Here is a 17,621-nt window from a genome sequence, read left to right as displayed (position 1 = left end):
GCTGCGATTAGCCGGTCCGGCGGCGGCGCCGGACCAGCACGATGACCAGGATGCCGATCACCGCCCCCACCACCGTTTCCACGGCACGTTCCGTGATGAGGACGTAGGGGTCGGCCGGGGCTGCAAGCTGTGTCATCAGCAGGATCACAGGGGTGAAGGACACCATGGCCAGGCCGTAGTGCCTCGTCATGAAAAGCTCGGTGGTGAACTGGAAGATGATGACCAGAAATGCCAGCACTGCGGCTTCCGCCCCGGGAAAGAACGTCAGCGGCGCCCACGGCTCAGGAAGAAGTACGACGGCGACCACCACCAGCCCGAGGAACGTCCCCATCATGCGGTGGAGGCCGCGGTGCACGCTGCTGGGCAGGTCGGCTCCGGCAAGCGGAACAGCTGCGGCGGCCATGGCCCAGTGCGGGTGGCCGCTGCCACTGAGGACGCCGATGGCGCCGGCAGTTCCGACTGCCAGCACATACCGCGCCGCGTGGATCATCGCAGCGTAGCGCCGCAGTCCCCGCAGGGGTGCCGCGGCCCGGGTCGCTCCCGGCTGCCACCTCCGGCCCCGCACCCAGCCGCCAAAGCCGATGATGATTGAAAACGCCGCTGAGGCGGCGGCGATGAAGAGCGCCGCAAACCAGGGAACGGTTGTGGGGACTGAGGCACAGGCGCCCAGCGCAAGGATGCCGAAGAAGGGGCCGTTGGGCTTCAGGTTCACCCTGTCGGAGAACACCGAACCCACGCCGGCCAGGACCGCTTCCACGCCCACGAGCCACCATGAATGCAGGTGGTTGACGGACAGGAAGATACCAACGCCAACCCCGCTGAGCAGGACCAGGGCTGCCTGGGCCTGGTGCCTGAGGCGGAGCTGGTGGGGCTCCGAACGCCCGTACATTCCGGTCAGGGCGCCAAACACGGCATAGATGATCAGCTCCGGCCGCCCGAACACGAGCAGGACCAGCGAGGGTACGGCCACGCTCACGGCAACGCGCAGGGCAGACAGGTGATCACTGTTGGCCGGGCCGAGGCTGTGCAGGTCGCGGAGATGCCGGCGCAGGGCGTTCACGCGTTCGCACCACCAATCGTTTGTTGCCGCCTTCAGGCTGTGTCTCTGGGAAGTTATCACCCGGCGTCCGGCGGCGTCACATCCCCGGTGCGGGCGGACGGACATTGGACGTCACAACGGGCGGGAACAACAGAGGCCCGCCGCCGCGGGTTTCCAGCAAGGGAAACGCGCGGCACGGGCTTCTGCATCCAAGAGCCGGCCGATCGGCGGCTAGCGAATGGTCAGGCGTTGGGCGTGCTGCACCTGGTGCCGTCCGAGGTTGCCCCAGTGATGAATCCGTACACGAAGGGAACCAAAGCGTGATCGCCGGGAGAGAGGCAGAGCAGCGTCAGGCCGCCGCCGAGGCCGGGAGGCGCTCCGGGAGTAACGAGTGACGTGACCTGGACGTAGACGTTGCTTCCGTCGTGGCTGCAATGGTTGTAGCGGGCGAGGATCCCGTCCATGTGAAATCCGCAGGGAGTGCTGCTCGAAACGGCGGCCGATGGGCTGGTCCCGGTTGCTACGGCCGGCGTTGCCCCGAATGAAACGGCGATCGCCGCAAAAGCGACGGCGAAGGCTCCGAGCTTGGTTTTGCGTTGGATTGTAGATGTCGACTTATGTGTCATGCATATCGCCCCAGACTATATGTTGAATAAATCAAACGAATTGAGTTAACAACGTAGCAGTTCGCTGCGAACGATTCGAATCAACTTATGCCGGGGTTAAAGCCGTGATGCCACGTCCGCTCGTTGAGCGGTCGTGGCATCACGGTCTTTTAGTGAAGCGGAGCAGCGGCAGGGTCAGGCCTTGACCGGAGTCTTTTCCGTAGCCTGCGTGTAGTCATCGAACGGCATGTCGTCCAGGTCGATCAGCGGATTCTCGTCCTGGGTTGCCACCAGTTCGCGGGCCTCGGCCTGGGTGTCCACGCTAGGCATGGAGCCGGGCAGCGGGCGGTTGGCGGATTCCTTCAGGAAGTAGATTCCGATCGCACCGGCCACGGAGGTCGCCATCAGGTAGTAGGCGGGCATCATGTCGTTGCCCGTGACCTTGATCAGCAGTTCCACAATGAAGGGTGTGGTGCCGCCGAAGATGGCCACCGCGAAGTTGTAGGAGATGCCCATGGCGCCGTAACGGCTGGAGGTGGGGAACTGGGCCGGCAAGGCGGACGCCAGGTTGGCCACATAGAACGTGACGGGGAAAGCGATCAGTGCCAGGCCCGCCAGCGTGGACCAGATTTCGCCGATTCCGATCAACATGAACGCCGGAATAGCCAGGACGATGGTGCTCAGCGCGCCGACCCACAGGACAGGGCGACGGCCGACGCGGTCCGAGAGGCGTCCGGTGAGCGGAATGCAGAGTGCCATGACTACCAGGACCGGGATGGTCAGCAGCGTGCCGTGGAGTTCGTCGTAACCCTTGGAGTCCGTGAGGTACGTCGGCATGTAGGACGTCAGGGCATAACCGGCGGTGTTGGCCGCGGCCACCACAACCATTGCGGTGATGATGGGGCGCCAGTACGCCTTCACGATTCCCACCGGGCCCTTGGCCGAGGCGACGTCACCGTCGGTGGCATTCTTGGCGAGTTCCTCCTGCGCGTCCAGGGTTGCCTGGAACTGCGGAGATTCCTCGATTTTGCTTCGGAAGTACACGGCGATCAGGCCCAGCGGTCCGGCCACGAGGAACGGAATGCGCCAGCCCCAGTCCTCCATGGTTTCCTGGCCCAGGGTAAGTTGCAGCACCGAAACAAGTGCCGCACCCATGGCAAAGCCCATGTAGCTGCCGAGGTCCAGGAAGCTGGCGAAGAAGCCCCTGCGCTTGTCAGCGGCATATTCACTGACGAAAGTTGTGGCACCGGCGTACTCGCCGCCGGTGGAGAAGCCCTGAATGATCTTAAGCAGGACCAACAAGCCGGCCGCCCACAGGCCGATCTGCGCGTAGCCGGGCAGCAGGCCGATGGCGAAGGTGCTCGCAGCCATGATCATGAGGGTGGTGGCCAGAATCTTCTGCCTGCCAACCTTGTCACCCAGCCAGCCGAAGATCACGCCGCCAAGGGGGCGTGCAATGAAGGTGGCGGCGAATGTTCCCAGCAGGAACAGGTTTCGCGTGGAGGGATCTGATTCCGGCAGGAAGACCGGACCCATGGTGGTGATGAGGTAGCCGAAGACTCCCACGTCGTACCACTCCATGGTGTTGCCGACGATGGTTCCACCCAGTGCTTTCTTCAGCATGGGCTGGTCCACGACATTGACGTCGGATTCCTTGAGCCTGCGGCGAGGCAGCAGCCTCGGCTTCTTGGCGCTTTGGGGCGCACCGCCCTCAGGCAAAATATTGTCGGTTCCGCGGGCGTTGTTCACGCCTGCTGAAGAGTCGGTCATGCTTCGGTCTTTGGGCATTTGGGCTTCTCCCGTGGAGGTCATTTGCTTGCGACTTGTAGCTGCCCCGCTCCGGGCAGGCTTTCAATTTTACGCGAATTCCATGGAGTTTCCGAGTTAAGTGGCGTATGATCCCCTGTTTCCGTGGCCGATACGGTGCCAAAACGAAAATTGTTTTGCGCCGTTTCACCGCGCCAGCACTGGGAACGCTGCGATGTCGCCTATCGTTACCAAAGCTTTTTCGATTACGCGGCCCAAATGGGCCCAAACGGGCCGAAAACGGGCCGCTTCATGGACCCGGCCGCCGCTTCCGGCCGGTGCCCGAAGCAGTCCGAGCCGGGGGTTCCCAACCGGCCGGATTACTGCCTAAGGTTGACCCATGGGAGGCGTACTTCCGTGTTGATCCCCAGGCCGACTCTCGTCGTCGTGACTTCTCCACCGCGATCTTGCAGCGTGTGCGTCCGCAACTCATGACCGCCACCCGATTCCGCACCACAAGGAGAACATCCGTGACTGACAAAGACACCACCCGGAACGCCGAACAGACGTCAGGCCCGAATCGCGAAGCGCAGGATGCCGAAGCGCAGGACGCCGGAGCACCGGACGCCGGCCAGGGCATCAAATCGCGGCTGACGGACGCCCAGCGGGAAATGCTGGCAAGCAAGTCCCGCGGCGGCGCAGGTTCGCAGAGCGTCTCGCACGGCCACAAGCCCACGCAGGCTAGCGGCAAGCAAGGCCCTGCCCAGAAAAAAGTCCGCTGGTAGGGCCTGCAGACAAGGAGTAACTGCAGTCCTACTATGGGTGGACACTTCATTTCAATGCGGAAAGGAAGAACACAAATGGCTGAGAAGAATCCTGGGGAACAGCTGGAGCCGGAACTCGCCAGTCACCTGACGGAATCCATGGACGAGGTACCCGCGCCGGAGACTGAGCCCGTCGCCACCCCGGCCTCGGCAAACGGGCCCAAATGGCCGGACGGCAGCGGCAAACACAAGCATCCTAAGGACCGCGGCACACTGCACGGCCGCGAACACGAGACTGCGGTGGGTGCCATCCACCGGACCAGCCGGCCGCAGATTCCGCACCACGACTAAGGGGCCGGAGCGCGCCGGCTTCCGGTGCTACGGACCCGCCAATGCCCCGGTGTCCGCCTGCAAAGGGCGGACACCGGGGCATTTCCGTGCCGTCACGCGATGACGCATCATCCCGATTCCGCCACGACGTCGTCGGCGTTTTTGTCCAGGCGCCAGCCGCGCCACACCGGGTGCCGCAGTTTCCCGCCGCCGGTCCATTCCCCGAAGGTAACTTCGCCCACCAGTCCGGGAGTCACCCAGTGCGCATCGGAGGCGTCGGCAGCGGGAACCTCGGTGAAGGGAGAGGTCTTCCTGGACAGCGTGTCCACCTGCAGCCGCAGTTCCTTCAGTTCCCGGTCGCTGAATCCGCTGCCCACGCGTCCCACGTAGCGCAGCTTGGCGCCATCGGGGATGCCTACCAGCAATGACCCCACGGAGCCTTGCCGCGACCCCTTGCCGGGGCGCCAGCCGCCCACCACCACTTCCTGGGTGCGCTCGAACTTCAGCTTCAGCCAGGACCTGCTGCGCTCCCCGCTGACATACCGGCCGTCAAGGCGTTTGGCCATGATTCCTTCGAGGCCCAGTTCCCTGGCGCTTTCGAGGATGTGCTCCACCTCGTGGTCCAGGACTTCGGACAGGTGCACGGGGCAGCCGTCCGGCCAATCCAACTGCTCCAAGCGTGCCCGGCGCTTCCGGAGCGGCATCCTGCGGAGGTCCTCGCCGGCGTCGGAGAGCAGGTCGAACACCATCAGCCGTACCGGAGTCACTGCCCGCGCATTGGCGACGTCGGCCGGCTTGGTCAGTTTCATCCGCGTCTGCAGCAGCCCGAAATCGGGCCGCCCGGAAGGCCCGACGGCGACGATCTCGCCGTCGGCGGTGAAGCTCTGCTCCGGCCAGCAGCTGCGGTCTGTCAGTTCCGGGTAGCTTGCGGTCATGTCATTGCCGTTACGGCTGATGAGCCGGATCCTGTCGGCGTCGCCGATGATAAGCGCACGGATGCCGTCCCATTTCAGTTCGAACTGCCAGTCCAGGCCGCGGAGGTCGGCCGGGGTCCCGGCGCTAGCCAGCATCGGCAGGAAATCCGGCGAGAAGTCCGGCGGGGAGTCCGGGGGCGGCTCGTCCCGCTTTTGTGCTTCTGTGGGGGCGCCGGCGGCCGGGGGAGTGCCGGAGGCTGCCGGCGCACCGTGCCGTTTGCGGTCCATCAGATGGATGAGCCACTGGGCCTGCTCCGGCGATTTCGAGGTGCCGCTGTCCCGGCTGGTCCGGATCAGCGCGAACTTCCTTGTTCCGCCAAGGCCGCCGCCGTCCGCCCCCGTGAGGGTGGCGATGACTTCCTTGCCCGCGATCCATTTGTCGCATTCGTAGTAGCCGTGGTCCCAGATGGTGACGTTCCCTGCACCGTACTGGCCTTTGGGGATGGTGCCCTCGAAATCGAGGTAGTCCATGGGGTGGTCTTCAGTCTGGACCGCAAGGTGGTTCTGCGCCCCTGATGTCGGCACGCCCTTCGGAAGAGCCCAGGACACCAGCACGCCGTCCCGCTCCAGCCGGAAGTCGTAATGCAACCGGCTGGCGTGGTGCTCCTGGATCACAAACCGCTCCCTGATGGTGCCGGCGGCGGGGTCGGCCCGGTGACGGTCGGCGCTGAACGGTTCGGGGGTCCCTTCCGGATCCCGCATGGAGCGGTACTTTTCCAGCCTCGGGTCCATGCTGCCGCCGTCGGCCGTTGCCCTGTTGCGGTGCCCGAATTCGCCGCCGGAACCGCCGCCGTCGTGGTGGGCCTGAACGTGGCCGCCGCCCGCGGTGATCGCCGCGAACGGATCCTTGCCATCTTTCACCCGCCGCATGACCTCCCGGTAGTCCAGCTGCTTCAGCGCGGGGGAGGCCAGCTCACGCCACGTCCTGGGGGCGGCCACAGTGGGGCGGAGCCGGCCGCGGAGGGAGTACGGGACGATAGTGGTCTTCGCCGCGTTGTTCTGGCTCCAGTCCACCAGCACCTTGCCCGTGCGGAGCGTCTTCTTCATGTCGCTGACAGCCAGGTCCGGGTGGTCCGATTCCAGCGCGCGGGCAAGTTCGTGGGCGAACTCGGAGATCTGGTCCGAGCTCTGTGTGCCGTCGAGGCCGGCGTAGAGGTGGATGCCCTTGCTGCCGCTGGTCACCGGGACGGGATCCAGGCCAACGTCCTTCAGGATGGCGCGGGCAAGCCGGGCCACTTCGACGCACTCGGCCAGGCCGGCGCCTTCGCCGGGATCCAGGTCCAGCACCAGCCGGTCCGGGTTCATCGGATTCCCGTGCGGGTCCACGCGCCACTGGGGGACGTGGATTTCCAGGGAACCCATCTGGGCCAGCCACGTCAGGGTGGCGGCATCATTGACAAGGGGGTACTGGTTGGTGCGCTCCTTGTGGCGGATGGATGCCCGCGGAATCCAGCCCGGGGTGGACTCGTCCAGGTTCTTCTGGAAGAACATCTGGCCCGGGGCATCCGCGGTTCCCACGCCGTTGACCCAGCGCTTGCGCGTGGCCGGCCGGTTCGCAGCGGCGGGGATCAGCACCGGCGCGGCGGCGGCGTAGTACGCCAGGACGTCCGCCTTGGTGGTGCCCGTCTCCGGGTACATCACCTTGTCCAGGTTGGTGACCACCAGTTCACGGCCCTGGACCCGGACACGTTCCCTACTGCCTGCCAAAGGTCTTCACCTCCGGGCGACTGTGATGTTCACTTGATCCATGAGAGCCATATGGAAAGGCGCTATCGCATTTGGGCTGGTCAACGTGCCGGTCAAGGTCTACAGCGCCACCGAGGACCACGACATCGGGCTCCACCAGGTCCACAACGCCGACGGCGGGCGCATCCGTTACCAGCGCCGCTGCGAGGTGTGCGGCGAGATCGTTGACTATTCGGACATCGACAAGGCCTACGAGGAAGACGGCCGCACGGTGATCCTCACCAAGGATGAGCTCAAGTCCATCCCGGCGGAGAGCAGCCACGAGATCGAAGTGGTGCAGTTTGTCCCCTCCGAGCAGCTCGACCCCATCATGTTCGAGAAGAGCTATTACCTCGAACCCGACTCCAAGTCGCCCAAGGCGTATGTGCTCCTCCGCCGTGCGCTGGAGGACACGGATCGGGTGGCCGTGGTGCAGTTCGCGCTCCGCGAGAAGACCCGGCTTGGTGCCCTGCGGATCCGGGATGACGTCCTGGTGCTGCAGTCCCTGCTGTGGGCCGACGAGGTGCGGGAAGCGGCGTTCCCCGCCCTGGAAACCACCGTCCGGATCTCCGCCCAGGAACGCGAGATGTCCGCGGCCCTGGTGGACTCCATGGCCGGGGACTTTGAGCCCGGCCAGTTCACGGATGACTACCAGGTGCAGCTCCGCAAGCTCATCGACGCCAAGATCGAGCAGGGCGAGTCCTTGGATACGGAGCAGACGTTCGGCGCCGAGGCTGCCGAAGCGGGCAGCGGCGAAGTGATCGACCTGATGGAAGCCCTCAAGCGAAGCCTGGAAAAGAAGCGGGGCGGCGGCAGTGCCGATGCGGCACAGGCCGACGACGCCGGGAAGGCTCCCGCGAAGGCCTCCCGGTCTGCTGCCTCGGGCCGGTCCGCAGCGTCGAAAGGCGCGGGTGCCAAGACGACGGCGGCCCGTTCGACGGCTTCCAAGGCAACCGCTTCCAAGGCAACCGCTTCCAAGGCCGCAGCCGCCAAGGCTCCGGCCAAGACGGCCGGCAAGGCAGCTGCGACGGAGCCGGCCGCCAAGGAGCCGGCCAAGAGCCGGCGGAAAGGGGCCTGAGGTACGGTAACCCATTGCAGCCGCGGTCAGGAGTTTCTGAGCGCTGAAATGAGCTCGCTTTTCTTCTTGCTGGAGTAACCCGTCAGTCCTATTTCCTTGGCTTTGGCCTTCAGCTGGGCCACCGTCCAATCTTCATAATCGCCGCTCTTGCCGCCCTTGCGGCCCACTGCGGAGCGCCCCCTGCTGGCGGCGGCATTGGAAATGCGGGCGGCTTTCTGCTTGGAGGCGCCGTCTTCGCGGAGCTCTTCGTACAGCTCCGGGTCCTTGAGGCCGGGGTTCTTTTTCTCGGGCATGGTCAGCTCGGATCCGATGGTTCAGCGTCGTCAATGAACGGGTCCATTCCTGCCGGACGCTGCGGCGAAGGGGTGGGCGTGTGCGGCGGCTGCGGGTGGGGTGCTTGGGCAGCGGACGCGTGTGCGTGGTGCGCCGGGGCGTTCGCCGCGAAGCCTGCCTCTTCTCTGGTTTCCTCGACTTCTCCGTTGTCTACGGCAGAACGCCAGGCGCCTGTCTCAATCCCGCGCGATTCGATGAACTGCTTGAACCGCTTGAGGTCGGCGCTGATCTGGTGGCTGTCCGCTCCCACCGCCGAGCCCGCTTTCTCCAGCAGCCCCTCGGGCTCCCATTCCAGCGCAACGGTGACCCTGGTCCGATCCGGGCCGAGGGGTTCGAAGGAGACCTCGCCGGCGTTGCGCGGCTTGTCCGTGCTGACCCAAGCGATGCGCCGGTCCGGCAGCTGCTCGGTGATCTGCGCGCTGTATTCGCGCTTGACCCCGGCGATGTCCGTCCGGAAATGCAGGGACGTCTCGTCGATCTGTTGGACGGACTCCACTCCCCGCATGAACTCCGGGAATGACTCGAACTGGGTCCATTGGTTGTAGGCGGTGGACACGGGAACATCCACCTCGATGGTTTCCTGCAGGGTAGCCACTGTCTCATCCTCTTTCCGCAGGGGAACGTGCCCCCGATTGCGGGTCTGTTGATCGGCGTGTCGCCACAATGCCACGCTAATCGGGCCGCCAGGCAAACACAAGGATTTACTAAGGCTGCTTAGTTCAGGGCCCGGGAGTCAAAAGCAGGGAGCCAAAAGCCGGCAGTCAAAAGCCGGGAGTTAAAAAGCAGCGGCCGGCCCGTGCGCCGCCCGCCCGTACACGGGAGGTGGCGCAGCGGGCCGGCCGCTGACTGCTGTACCTGAGGCGGACTGTACTAGCCCGCCGTGCCGCTACTCGGCGTCGTGATCGGTTTCCAGGATCTGGACCAGGTGGTCCAGGGCGGTGTCGGCGCCGTCGCCCTCGGCGCGGAGGACCACAACGTCGCCGTGTGAGGCGCCCAGGCTCATGAGGGACAGGATGCTGGCCGCGTCCATGGCCTCGTCGGCCGGCTCGCCCTGGCGGGCAATGGTGATCTCGTGCGGGTACTCGCCGGCCGCCTCGGCGAAGATGGCGGCGGGGCGGGCGTGCAGGCCCACGCGGCTTGCGATGGTGGCGGTGCGTTCGAACATGTGTGCTCCTTGGATATCAGGTCGGGACAGGTGGTTGGAAAGCGTCCGAACCGGGTCAGACAGTTACTGGAACCGGCTCCACGGTATCAACGGACTTGCGGACGGCCCAGCGCTTGAGGGCGATCACTGCCAGGGCGGTGATCACGGTACCGACAAGGATCGACACAACGAACATCACGAAGTTGTCGATCGCGAAGAAGACGAAGATGCCGCCGTGCGGGGCCTTCGAGCCTACGCCCGCTGCCATGGAGATGGCACCGGTCACGGCGCCGCCGAGCATGCTGGCGGGGATGACGCGGAGCGGGTCGGCCGCGGCGAACGGGATGGCGCCTTCGGAGATGAAGGATGCCCCCAGCAGCCAGGCGGCCTTGCCGTTTTCACGCTCGGCCAGGCTGAAACGCTTCTTGTCCAGGACGGTGGAGGCGAGGGCCATGGCCAGCGGCGGAACCATGCCCGAGGCCATGACGGCTGCCATGATCTGCCACGGTGCCTGGTTGTCCAGGGTTGCGGCACCCAGGCCGGCGACGGCGAACGAGTAGGCAACCTTGTTGACCGGGCCGCCGAGGTCGAAGCACATCATGAGGCCCAGGATGACGCCGAGCGCGATGGCGCTGGCACCGGTGAGTCCGGAGAGCCAACCGTTCAGGCCCTTGGTGATGGCTACGATCGGGGCGCCCAGGATCAGGAACATCAGGCCGGAAGCCACGAGCGAAGCCACCAGCGGAATGATCACCACGGGCATCAGGCCGCGCAGCCAGCGGGCCACCTGGATCTTGCCGATGGAATGGGCAATGTAACCGGCCAGGAGGCCGCCGACGATGCCGCCCAGGAAGCCTGCACCCATGAACCCTGCGACGGCGCCTGCCACGAAGCCCGGGGCGATGCCCGGGCGGTCGGCGATGCCGTAGGCGATGTAGCCGGCCAGTGCGGGGACCAGGAAGCCGAGGGACAGGGCGCCGATCTTGAAGAGCACTGCACCGAGGTAGGCGCCGAGCGGACCCCAGGCGTTTTCAGGGTATTCGGTAGGCAGGTTGAAGATGCTGTTGTCCACCACAATGGTGTCCGCGAACTGGGTAATCAGGTAGCCGCCCATCAGGAAGCCCAAGGCGATCAGGAGGCCGCCACCTGCCACGAACGGGATCATGTAGCTGACGCCGGTGAGGAGCGCCTTCTTTAGCTTCTGGCCGATGTGCTCGCCCTTTTCGGTGGCCTCGGCTTCAGCCTGCTCCTCCGCGCCGTAGTGCGGGACACGGCGGGCGTTGGGGTTGTCCGCGGCGGCCAGTGCCTCCTGGACCATCTTGTCCGGCTCGTCGATGCCGCGCTTGACCGGAGCGTTGATGACCGGCATGCCGGCGAAGCGCTCCTTGCCGCGGACGTCCACGTCCACCGCGAAGATCACGGCATCAGCGGCTGCGATCACCGCGGGGTCCAGCGGCTTGGCGCCGGAGGAGCCCTGGGTTTCCACCTGCAGGTCCACTCCGACTTCTTTGGCAGCTGCCACGAGGGAGTCGGCGGCCATGTAGGTGTGGGCGATTCCCGTGGGGCAGGCCGTCACGGCCACGAGGCGCTTGGGGCCCCCGGACCGGGAGCCGGTGGCGGCACCGGCGGACGGTGCTGCGGCTGCGCTTGCCCCGGCCGCTGCGCTTGCTGTTGCGGGTTCTGCGGCGGCTGCGGGCTTGTCGGCAAGGGCGCCCTCCACCAGTTCGACAATGTCGGCCTGGGTGGTGGCTGCCCGCAGGGAAGCGGTGAAGTCCTTCTTGATCAGCGAACGGGCCAGCTTGGACAGGAGCTTAAGGTGCTCCTGGTCCGCGCCTTCAGGGGCTGCGATGAAGAAGATGAGGTCCGCCGGGCCGTCCTTGGCGCCGAAGTCCACAGGCTGCGAGAGCCGGGCCATGGCCAGCGTGGGCACCGTCACCGCAGTGGAGCGGCAGTGCGGAATGGCAATTCCGCCGGGAACGCCGGTGGCGGTTTTGGACTCCCGGGCAAAGGCGTCCGTGAAGAGGCCTTCCGCCTCGCTGGCGCGTCCTGTGGCGGCAACCCTGCCGGCCAAATGGCGGATCACGTCCTCGGGCGAGTTGCCCAGGTTCTGGTCTAGCTCGACCAGATCAGTAGTAATGAGCTGAGTCACTGTCAGTCCTTCCGGAGGGCCGTGATGGTTACGGCATCAGGGGTGGTTTGGTGGACCGCCGGAACTGTGGAGCCCGGCAGGGAGGCGGCAGCGGCACCATGTGCCACTGCCTGACGGAGGCAGTCGGCCGGGGCGGCGCCCAGGCTGGAGGCCAGCAGGTAGCCGGCAAGGGATGAATCTCCCGCGCCGACCGTGCTGACCGCTTTGACCGGCGGATGCGTGGCCAGCCACGCGCCGTCGGCCGTCACAAGTACCGCACCCTTGGAACCGAGCGTTGCCAGCACGGCACCTACACCGGAACGCACGACGGCGGCGGCGGCTGCCGCGGCAGCCTCCGGATCCGCTTCTAGTTCGTCAGCGGTGGACGCCGTGGCGAAACCGGCTGCGGCAGCCAGTTCAGCCAGTTCTTCGGCGTTGGGCTTGAGGAGGTCCGGCATGCCTGACGCGTCGCCCGAGAGGGCGGCGGCGAGGGGAGCGCCGGACGAGTCGACGGCGATGAGCGGCGTCGACTGTTGTGTGCCGTTGCCGGCATGTGTGGAGCGTAGCCGCCGGGTGACGGTGGCATAGAAGTCCGCCGGAACTCCGGGTGGGAGCGAACCGGCGAGGACGACCCAGCTGGCACCGCGGGAACGCTCCAGCAGCAGCCCGATCAGGGCTTCCTGCTGGTCTTCGCTCAGCACCGGGCCGGGTTCGTTGATCTTGGTGGTGACCCCGTCCGGCTCCGTCAACGCCACGTTGGTGCGCAGCGGCTCGTGGATGGCAAGGGCGGCGAAGGGGACGCCGCTGTCACGAAGCCCCGCCAGCACGGGATCGGAGTCGCCGCCCGGCAGGACGGCTACGGTTTCCAGCCCGGAGGCCACCAGGGCGCGGGAGACGTTGACGCCTTTGCCGCCCGATTCCTGGCTGACGGAGATGGCCCGCTGCACTTCCCCGCGCAGCAGGGGCGAGGGGAGGCCCACGGTTCGGTCCAGGCTCGGGTTGGCGGTCAGGGTGACAATCACGCGATCACCACGTCAACGCCGGCGTCAGCAAGCGCCGCTGCTAGTTCCGGGCTGGGTTCACTGTCTGTAATCAAGGTGTCCAGATCTTTCAACGAGGCGAACTGGACCAGCGTTTCCGCATCCAGCTTGGACGAATCGGCCAGCACCACAATGCGGCGTGCCGATTGGACGAAGGCAGCTTTGACGGCTGCTTCTTCAGGATCGGGCGTGCTCAGCCCGAAGGCCGAGTGGATTCCGTTGGCGCCGATGAAGGCGATGTCCGGGCGGATCCGGTGGGCAGCGTCCACGGTGGACTGCCCCACCGCAGCCTGGGTGAGGCCGCGGACCCGGCCGCCCAGGAGGTGGAGGGCGATGCCTGGCTCGCCAGCCAGTTTCGCGGCGATGGGGACAGCATGGGTGATGACCACCAGTTCGTTCTCCGAACCTGCGGACGGCGAAGCGGAGGGGTCAGCCAGTCGCAGGGCGATCAGGTCCGCCAGGGCTTCCGTGGTGGAGCCTGCATCCACGAGGATGCTGCCGGCCGGGTTTTGCGGGATGAAAGCCAGGGCGGCCTCGGCGATGCGCAGCTTCTCCGGCTGCCGCTGGATGGTCCGCTCGAGGATGCTTTCCTCGGTGGTGCTGATCCGGTCCGGGGCGACGGCGCCGCCATGGACCCGGCGGACGGTGCCGGCTGATTCCAGGGCGGCGAGGTCGCGCCGGACGGTTTCGGTGGTGATGTTGAAGCGTTCGGCAAGGGCGGTCACGCTGGCACGGCCGCTTTCGGCGACTAGACCTGCGATCAGCTGCTGGCGCTCCTCGGCGAACACTTACCCTCCATTGCGTAAATACTGCTGGCATTTCCGGAACTGCTATCAGTGACTGCCATCACATGATGTTGAATTGCTTGACTTTATCTTTGTTCTTGTTGGTTTGTCAATGAAAACAACACGAACAAAGATCCCGCCGGGGAGTTTTTGTCCAGATCGAAGGAGTTCGAGGCCTCCGAAGTCGCGATAAGTGGACAAAAACTCCGGTGCCGCGCGGGGCGGGTCCCTCTCAAGACGGCGGAAGCCGGGCCGGACCGTGGTGGTCTGGCCCGGCTTCCGGGGTGTTCTCAATGCGGTGCGCTGGTGACCGTCGGCTTTCCGAGGACAACGGCGGCCGGAGGATCATGGCTAGATGCCGCCGTCCCGGCTCTCATTGCGGACAATGCGCTCGCCCGTGTTCGGGTCCACCACTGACCGGGTTTCACTTACCCGGCGGGTGCGCCCCGGCGATGCAAGGACCAGCGAGGCGATCAGGCCTATGACGCCAACGGCCATCAGGATGTAGCCGATCAGGGTCTGGTCCACATACGGGATCAGGCCCGGGGTAACGGCCCACGCCAGGATGGCACCGAGGGCGATAAGGAAAATGGAGGAACCGATTCTCATGACTTGCTCCTAGCTGTCCGGGGGACGTGCGGGCAAAACTTGATCAGCATGCTGTCTAGCGACACGCTACAGCCCGCCTCCGGCCGTTTCAATGAAGCGGACGCCGCGCGCCGGAGTCGTGTCACAGTCGTTATTTGCCGTGATATTGCCGGCGGCGGCGGAGTAACACCGGCGGCCCGAGGCGTGTCCCGCGTACTGTGTATTGCGTCCGCGGCAATCAGCGCGCAGCGACAACAGATCCCAGGAGCAGTGTTACCCATGTCTGAACCATTCCCCGCGGTTGTAGTCACCGGCCTGGGAGCAGTGACCCCCGTCGGCTCCACTGCCGGCGAAACATGGGACGCCCTCCTGGCCGGGCGCTCCGGGATCGTACCCCTCGACGAGGAGTGGGCCACCGGGCTGCCGGTGCGCATCGCAGGACGCGTTACGGCCGATGTCCCGTCGCTGCTCTCCACCCTGGAATACAAGAGGATGGACCGCTGCGGCCATCTGGCACTCATCGCCGCCCGCGAAGCCTGGGCGCACGCGGGCCGGCCCGGGACCGACCCGGAACGCCTCGCCGTCGTCATCGGCTCCGGCTATGGAGGACTGGATACCACCCTGGAGCAAACCCGGACCCTGGAGGTCAAGGGGCCGCGCAGGGTTTCCCCGCACACCCTTACCCGGATCATGGTCAATGGGCCCGCGGCCTGGGTCTCCATCGACGTGGGCGCCCGCGGCGGGGCGCGGACGCCAGTCAGTGCCTGCGCCTCCGGCGCTGAGGCGATTTCGCAGGCGGCCGACATGATCCGGAGCGGTGCCGCCGACGTGGTGATCGCCGGCGGGGTGGACTCCTGCATCAACGGCCTGACCATCAGCGGGTTCTCACAGATCAGGGCGCTCTCCACCCGCAACGATAGCCCGCAGGCCGCCTCCCGGCCCTTTGACCGCGACCGGGACGGCTTTGTCATGGCCGAGGGCGCCGGGATCGTTGTCCTGGAGCGCGAAGACCACGCCCGCGCCCGCGGAGCCGAGGTGCTCGGGGTCATTGCAGGCAGTGCCGTCACCTCCGACGCCGTGGACATCGTTGCGGCCGACCCCGCCATGCAGCGCCGCGTCCTGCAGAAAGCCATTGCCGCTGCCGGCCTCACCGGGGAGGACATCGGCTTCGTGCATGCCCACGCGACCTCCACCCCGGTGGGGGACCGGCTCGAAGCGGAAGCCATCGGCGCCGTCGTCGGACATTCAGTTCCGGTTACCTCCACGAAATCCCTCACCGGTCACCTGCTGGGCGGGGCCGGGGCACTCGGTGCCATCGTCACCATCCAGGCGCTCCGCACGGGCGCCATTCCGGGCACCCTCAACCTCGACAACACGGACCCGGACATCCAGCTCAACATCGTTTCGGAAACAACCCGGGGATCCGCGGCGAAGGCCGGCATCTCCAATGCGTTCGGGTTCGGGGGCCACAGCGCCTCGCTCGTGATCACCGCGGGCTGAGGGCCTTCCCTGGAAAGTTAGGCTGATGCGATGGAGACAGTCGTATGGTCCAGGCCGGAGAACCAGCGCGCCGGCACGCCGCTGCTGGTCATGATGCACGGCTACGGAACGGACGAGGTGCGCATGTCGGACCTCTTCGGCCAGCTGCCGCCCGAGTTTACTTGCGCGGCGCTGCGCGCGCCCAAGGTGATCGGCGATGACTACGGCTGGTTCCTGCTGGACTATTTCCTGACCCATGACTTCGCTGACGTCATTTCCGTCAGCAACAAGGTGTTCGACTGGATCAATTCAGTCAAGGCGCAGCACAGCAGCGTAAGCCTGCTGGGTTTTTCGCAGGGCATGGCCATGGCCAGCACGCTGCTGCGGCTGCGGCCGCACGACTTCCGCGCCGTGGTGGGACTGTCCGGATTCGTCCTGGACAACGAACTGCTGGCCATGAGCGAATCGTTCGACGCCAAGCCGCCGTTCTTTTGGGGCCGGGACAAGGCCGACCTGGTGATCAACGACGCCGCCGTGGAGCACACCGAGGAGTGGCTCAACCGGAATACCCAGCTGACTGCACGGACCTATCCGGGGATGGGGCACACAATTTCCAAGCCGGAAATGGTTGACGTGAGCGCCTTCCTGCGCCACTACGTTCTCCGCTGAGGGCGGCAAGACCGCCCTCTCTGGTCCCGGGAAACCCGCAACATTCCGCACCCGCGGAAAAAACCAGTTGCGCGCTAAATTTGTAAGCGCTTACACTCTTCTTCGGCCATGTACCGGGCCCAGGACTTCAGAGGAAGAAAGGGCTGAGCCCGTGTTGCATGGCTAGAGCACCGCGCGTGACCATCCAGGACGTTGCCGCATTGTCGGGGCTGTCCATCTGTACCGTTTCCCGTGCGCTGCGCGGGCTGCCCAACGTTTCGGAAACGGCCCAGGTGAAGGTGGCGGACGCCGCCACCAAACTCGGTTACAAAGCATCCTCGGCGGCAGCGCGCCTTGCCGGCGGCACCACCGGGTCCGTGGCCATCATCGCGCCCACCGCGACGGCTTGGTTCTTCGCCCAAGCGGTGGAGGCGGCCGAGGAAGTCTTCGCCGACAGCGGCTTCGACACCGTGCTCATCAGTCTGCGCAACACGCCCAGCGTCCACCGCAAGGTTTTCGGCGACCTGGATGCCCTGGCGCAGCGCGTGGACGGCGTCCTGCTGCTCAACATCGCCCTGAGCGACGCTGAAATCGACGCCCTGGCGTCGTCCGGACTGGCGGTCGCAAGCGTGGGCATGCACAACGTCCCCTGGGACAACGTGGGAATCGACAACGAGGACGCGGCCTGGAAGGCGACCAACCACCTGCTCGGCCTGGGGCACTGGGACCTGGCCATCCTCTCCGGGCGCGAACCGGGGGAGCGCACCGTGGCCACGGCCACGGACCGGCTCAAAGGGTTCCACCGGGCGCTTGCCGAGCACCACTTAACCGTGGACCCGGACCTGGTCATGGACGCCGGTTCGAGCATCGAAGGCGGCCGCCGGGCCATGACCGAGCTCATCGAAAACCGCCGGATGCCCTCCGCGATCTTCGCCGGATGCGACGAAACGGCCTTCGGTGCCCTCATGGCCCTGCGCGAGCTCGGTTTGTCAGCGCCGAAAAACGTGTCCATCATAGGAATAGACGATCATCAGATGAGTTGGTTCCTGGGACTGAGCACAATCGCCCAGCCGGTAGCCGATCAGGGCGCCTTCGCCGCCAACCTGCTGATCGAAGGACTCCAACGTCCGGGGCCGCTGAGTGCCCCCGCCAGCCACGTGCTGGATACCAAACTGATCGAACGCAAAACCGCGCGACGGAAACGTTGAGTGAAAA

General features: G+C 65.9%; 17 protein-coding genes. 6 read left to right on the top strand and 11 right to left on the bottom strand.

Translation table 11 applies throughout. The features are described 5' to 3' along the window. Window positions 1-7 precede the first annotated feature (7 nt). The 3 genes from JOE31_RS21260 to JOE31_RS21250 all read right to left on the bottom strand — a co-directional run bounded on the left by JOE31_RS21260 (window position 8) and on the right by JOE31_RS21250 (window position 3,432). A complete protein-coding gene (locus tag JOE31_RS21260) occupies window positions 8-1,060 on the bottom strand; it encodes an FUSC family protein (protein ID WP_209747979.1) in 1,053 nt (350 codons plus the stop codon). Window positions 1,061-1,281: 221 nt separating this feature from the next. Next, window positions 1,282-1,665 carry a DUF6355 family natural product biosynthesis protein gene (locus JOE31_RS22000; RefSeq protein WP_354298621.1) on the bottom strand — a complete coding sequence of 128 codons (384 nt, stop codon included), beginning with the start codon at window positions 1,663-1,665 and terminating at the stop codon, window positions 1,282-1,284. Between the two features lie 174 nt (window positions 1,666-1,839). Beyond that, window positions 1,840-3,432: an MFS transporter gene (locus JOE31_RS21250; protein ID WP_209747975.1), complete on the bottom strand. Its 1,593-nt coding sequence runs from the start codon at window positions 3,430-3,432 to the stop codon at window positions 1,840-1,842. A 488-nt stretch (window positions 3,433-3,920) separates the two neighbouring features. On the opposite strand from JOE31_RS21250, the gene JOE31_RS21245 reads away from it, so the two are divergent. After that, complete coding sequence (locus JOE31_RS21245; protein ID WP_209748713.1) at window positions 3,921-4,175, top strand: hypothetical protein; 255 nt, start codon at window positions 3,921-3,923, stop codon at window positions 4,173-4,175. A 75-nt stretch (window positions 4,176-4,250) separates the two neighbouring features. After that, a complete protein-coding gene (locus JOE31_RS21240) occupies window positions 4,251-4,505 on the top strand; it encodes a hypothetical protein (RefSeq protein ID WP_245199288.1) in 255 nt (84 codons plus the stop codon). Between the two features lie 107 nt (window positions 4,506-4,612). On the opposite strand, the gene JOE31_RS21235 is transcribed toward JOE31_RS21240, so the two are convergent. Then, the gene (locus tag JOE31_RS21235) at window positions 4,613-7,165 is read right to left on the bottom strand and encodes an ATP-dependent DNA ligase (protein ID WP_209747972.1); all 2,553 of its coding nucleotides are present in this window, start codon (window positions 7,163-7,165) and stop codon (window positions 4,613-4,615) included. Window positions 7,166-7,205: 40 nt separating this feature from the next. Here JOE31_RS21235 and JOE31_RS21230 point away from each other — a divergent pair, with 40 nt between their 5' ends. Then, window positions 7,206-8,261, top strand: a complete 1,056-nt coding sequence (locus JOE31_RS21230) for a Ku protein (RefSeq protein ID WP_209747970.1) — start codon at window positions 7,206-7,208, stop codon at window positions 8,259-8,261. A 26-nt stretch (window positions 8,262-8,287) separates the two neighbouring features. Here JOE31_RS21230 and JOE31_RS21225 read toward each other — a convergent pair whose 3' ends face one another. The 7 genes from JOE31_RS21225 to JOE31_RS21195 all read right to left on the bottom strand — a co-directional run bounded on the left by JOE31_RS21225 (window position 8,288) and on the right by JOE31_RS21195 (window position 14,300). Further along, window positions 8,288-8,554 carry a Rho termination factor N-terminal domain-containing protein gene (locus tag JOE31_RS21225; protein ID WP_209747968.1) on the bottom strand — a complete coding sequence of 89 codons (267 nt, stop codon included), beginning with the start codon at window positions 8,552-8,554 and terminating at the stop codon, window positions 8,288-8,290. Window positions 8,555-8,556: 2 nt separating this feature from the next. After that, complete coding sequence (locus JOE31_RS21220; RefSeq protein ID WP_209747966.1) at window positions 8,557-9,189, bottom strand: SRPBCC family protein; 633 nt, start codon at window positions 9,187-9,189, stop codon at window positions 8,557-8,559. Between the two features lie 291 nt (window positions 9,190-9,480). Beyond that, complete coding sequence (locus tag JOE31_RS21215; RefSeq protein ID WP_028270626.1) at window positions 9,481-9,759, bottom strand: HPr family phosphocarrier protein; 279 nt, start codon at window positions 9,757-9,759, stop codon at window positions 9,481-9,483. A 55-nt stretch (window positions 9,760-9,814) separates the two neighbouring features. Beyond that, window positions 9,815-11,887, bottom strand: a complete 2,073-nt coding sequence (locus tag JOE31_RS21210; RefSeq protein WP_209747964.1) for a fructose-specific PTS transporter subunit EIIC — start codon at window positions 11,885-11,887, stop codon at window positions 9,815-9,817. 2 nt (window positions 11,888-11,889) lie between these two features. Then, window positions 11,890-12,888: a 1-phosphofructokinase family hexose kinase gene (locus JOE31_RS21205; RefSeq protein ID WP_209747962.1), complete on the bottom strand. Its 999-nt coding sequence runs from the start codon at window positions 12,886-12,888 to the stop codon at window positions 11,890-11,892. Then, entirely contained in the window at window positions 12,885-13,694 is an 810-nt protein-coding gene (locus JOE31_RS21200) for a DeoR/GlpR family DNA-binding transcription regulator (protein WP_209747960.1), read from the bottom strand. The genes JOE31_RS21205 and JOE31_RS21200 overlap by 4 nt, the downstream gene beginning before the upstream one ends. Before the next feature lie 348 nt (window positions 13,695-14,042). Next, window positions 14,043-14,300 carry a DUF6458 family protein gene (locus JOE31_RS21195; RefSeq protein ID WP_209747958.1) on the bottom strand — a complete coding sequence of 86 codons (258 nt, stop codon included), beginning with the start codon at window positions 14,298-14,300 and terminating at the stop codon, window positions 14,043-14,045. 258 nt (window positions 14,301-14,558) lie between these two features. On the opposite strand from JOE31_RS21195, the gene JOE31_RS21190 reads away from it, so the two are divergent. The 3 genes from JOE31_RS21190 (at window position 14,559) to JOE31_RS21180 (ending at window position 17,614) form a co-directional block, all read left to right on the top strand. Next, entirely contained in the window at window positions 14,559-15,779 is a 1,221-nt protein-coding gene (locus JOE31_RS21190; protein ID WP_209747957.1) for a beta-ketoacyl synthase, read from the top strand. A 30-nt stretch (window positions 15,780-15,809) separates the two neighbouring features. Further along, window positions 15,810-16,427 carry an alpha/beta hydrolase gene (locus tag JOE31_RS21185; protein ID WP_209747955.1) on the top strand — a complete coding sequence of 206 codons (618 nt, stop codon included), beginning with the start codon at window positions 15,810-15,812 and terminating at the stop codon, window positions 16,425-16,427. 176 nt (window positions 16,428-16,603) lie between these two features. Continuing rightward, window positions 16,604-17,614: a LacI family DNA-binding transcriptional regulator gene (locus JOE31_RS21180; RefSeq protein ID WP_307864460.1), complete on the top strand. Its 1,011-nt coding sequence runs from the start codon at window positions 16,604-16,606 to the stop codon at window positions 17,612-17,614. Window positions 17,615-17,621: the final 7 nt, after the last annotated feature.

The organism is Arthrobacter sp. PvP023 (assembly GCF_017832975.1).
GTDB lineage: Bacteria > Actinomycetota > Actinomycetes > Actinomycetales > Micrococcaceae > Arthrobacter.
Note: the sequence above shows the minus strand (reverse complement) of the source record. Positions and strands in the feature narration are given on the sequence as shown.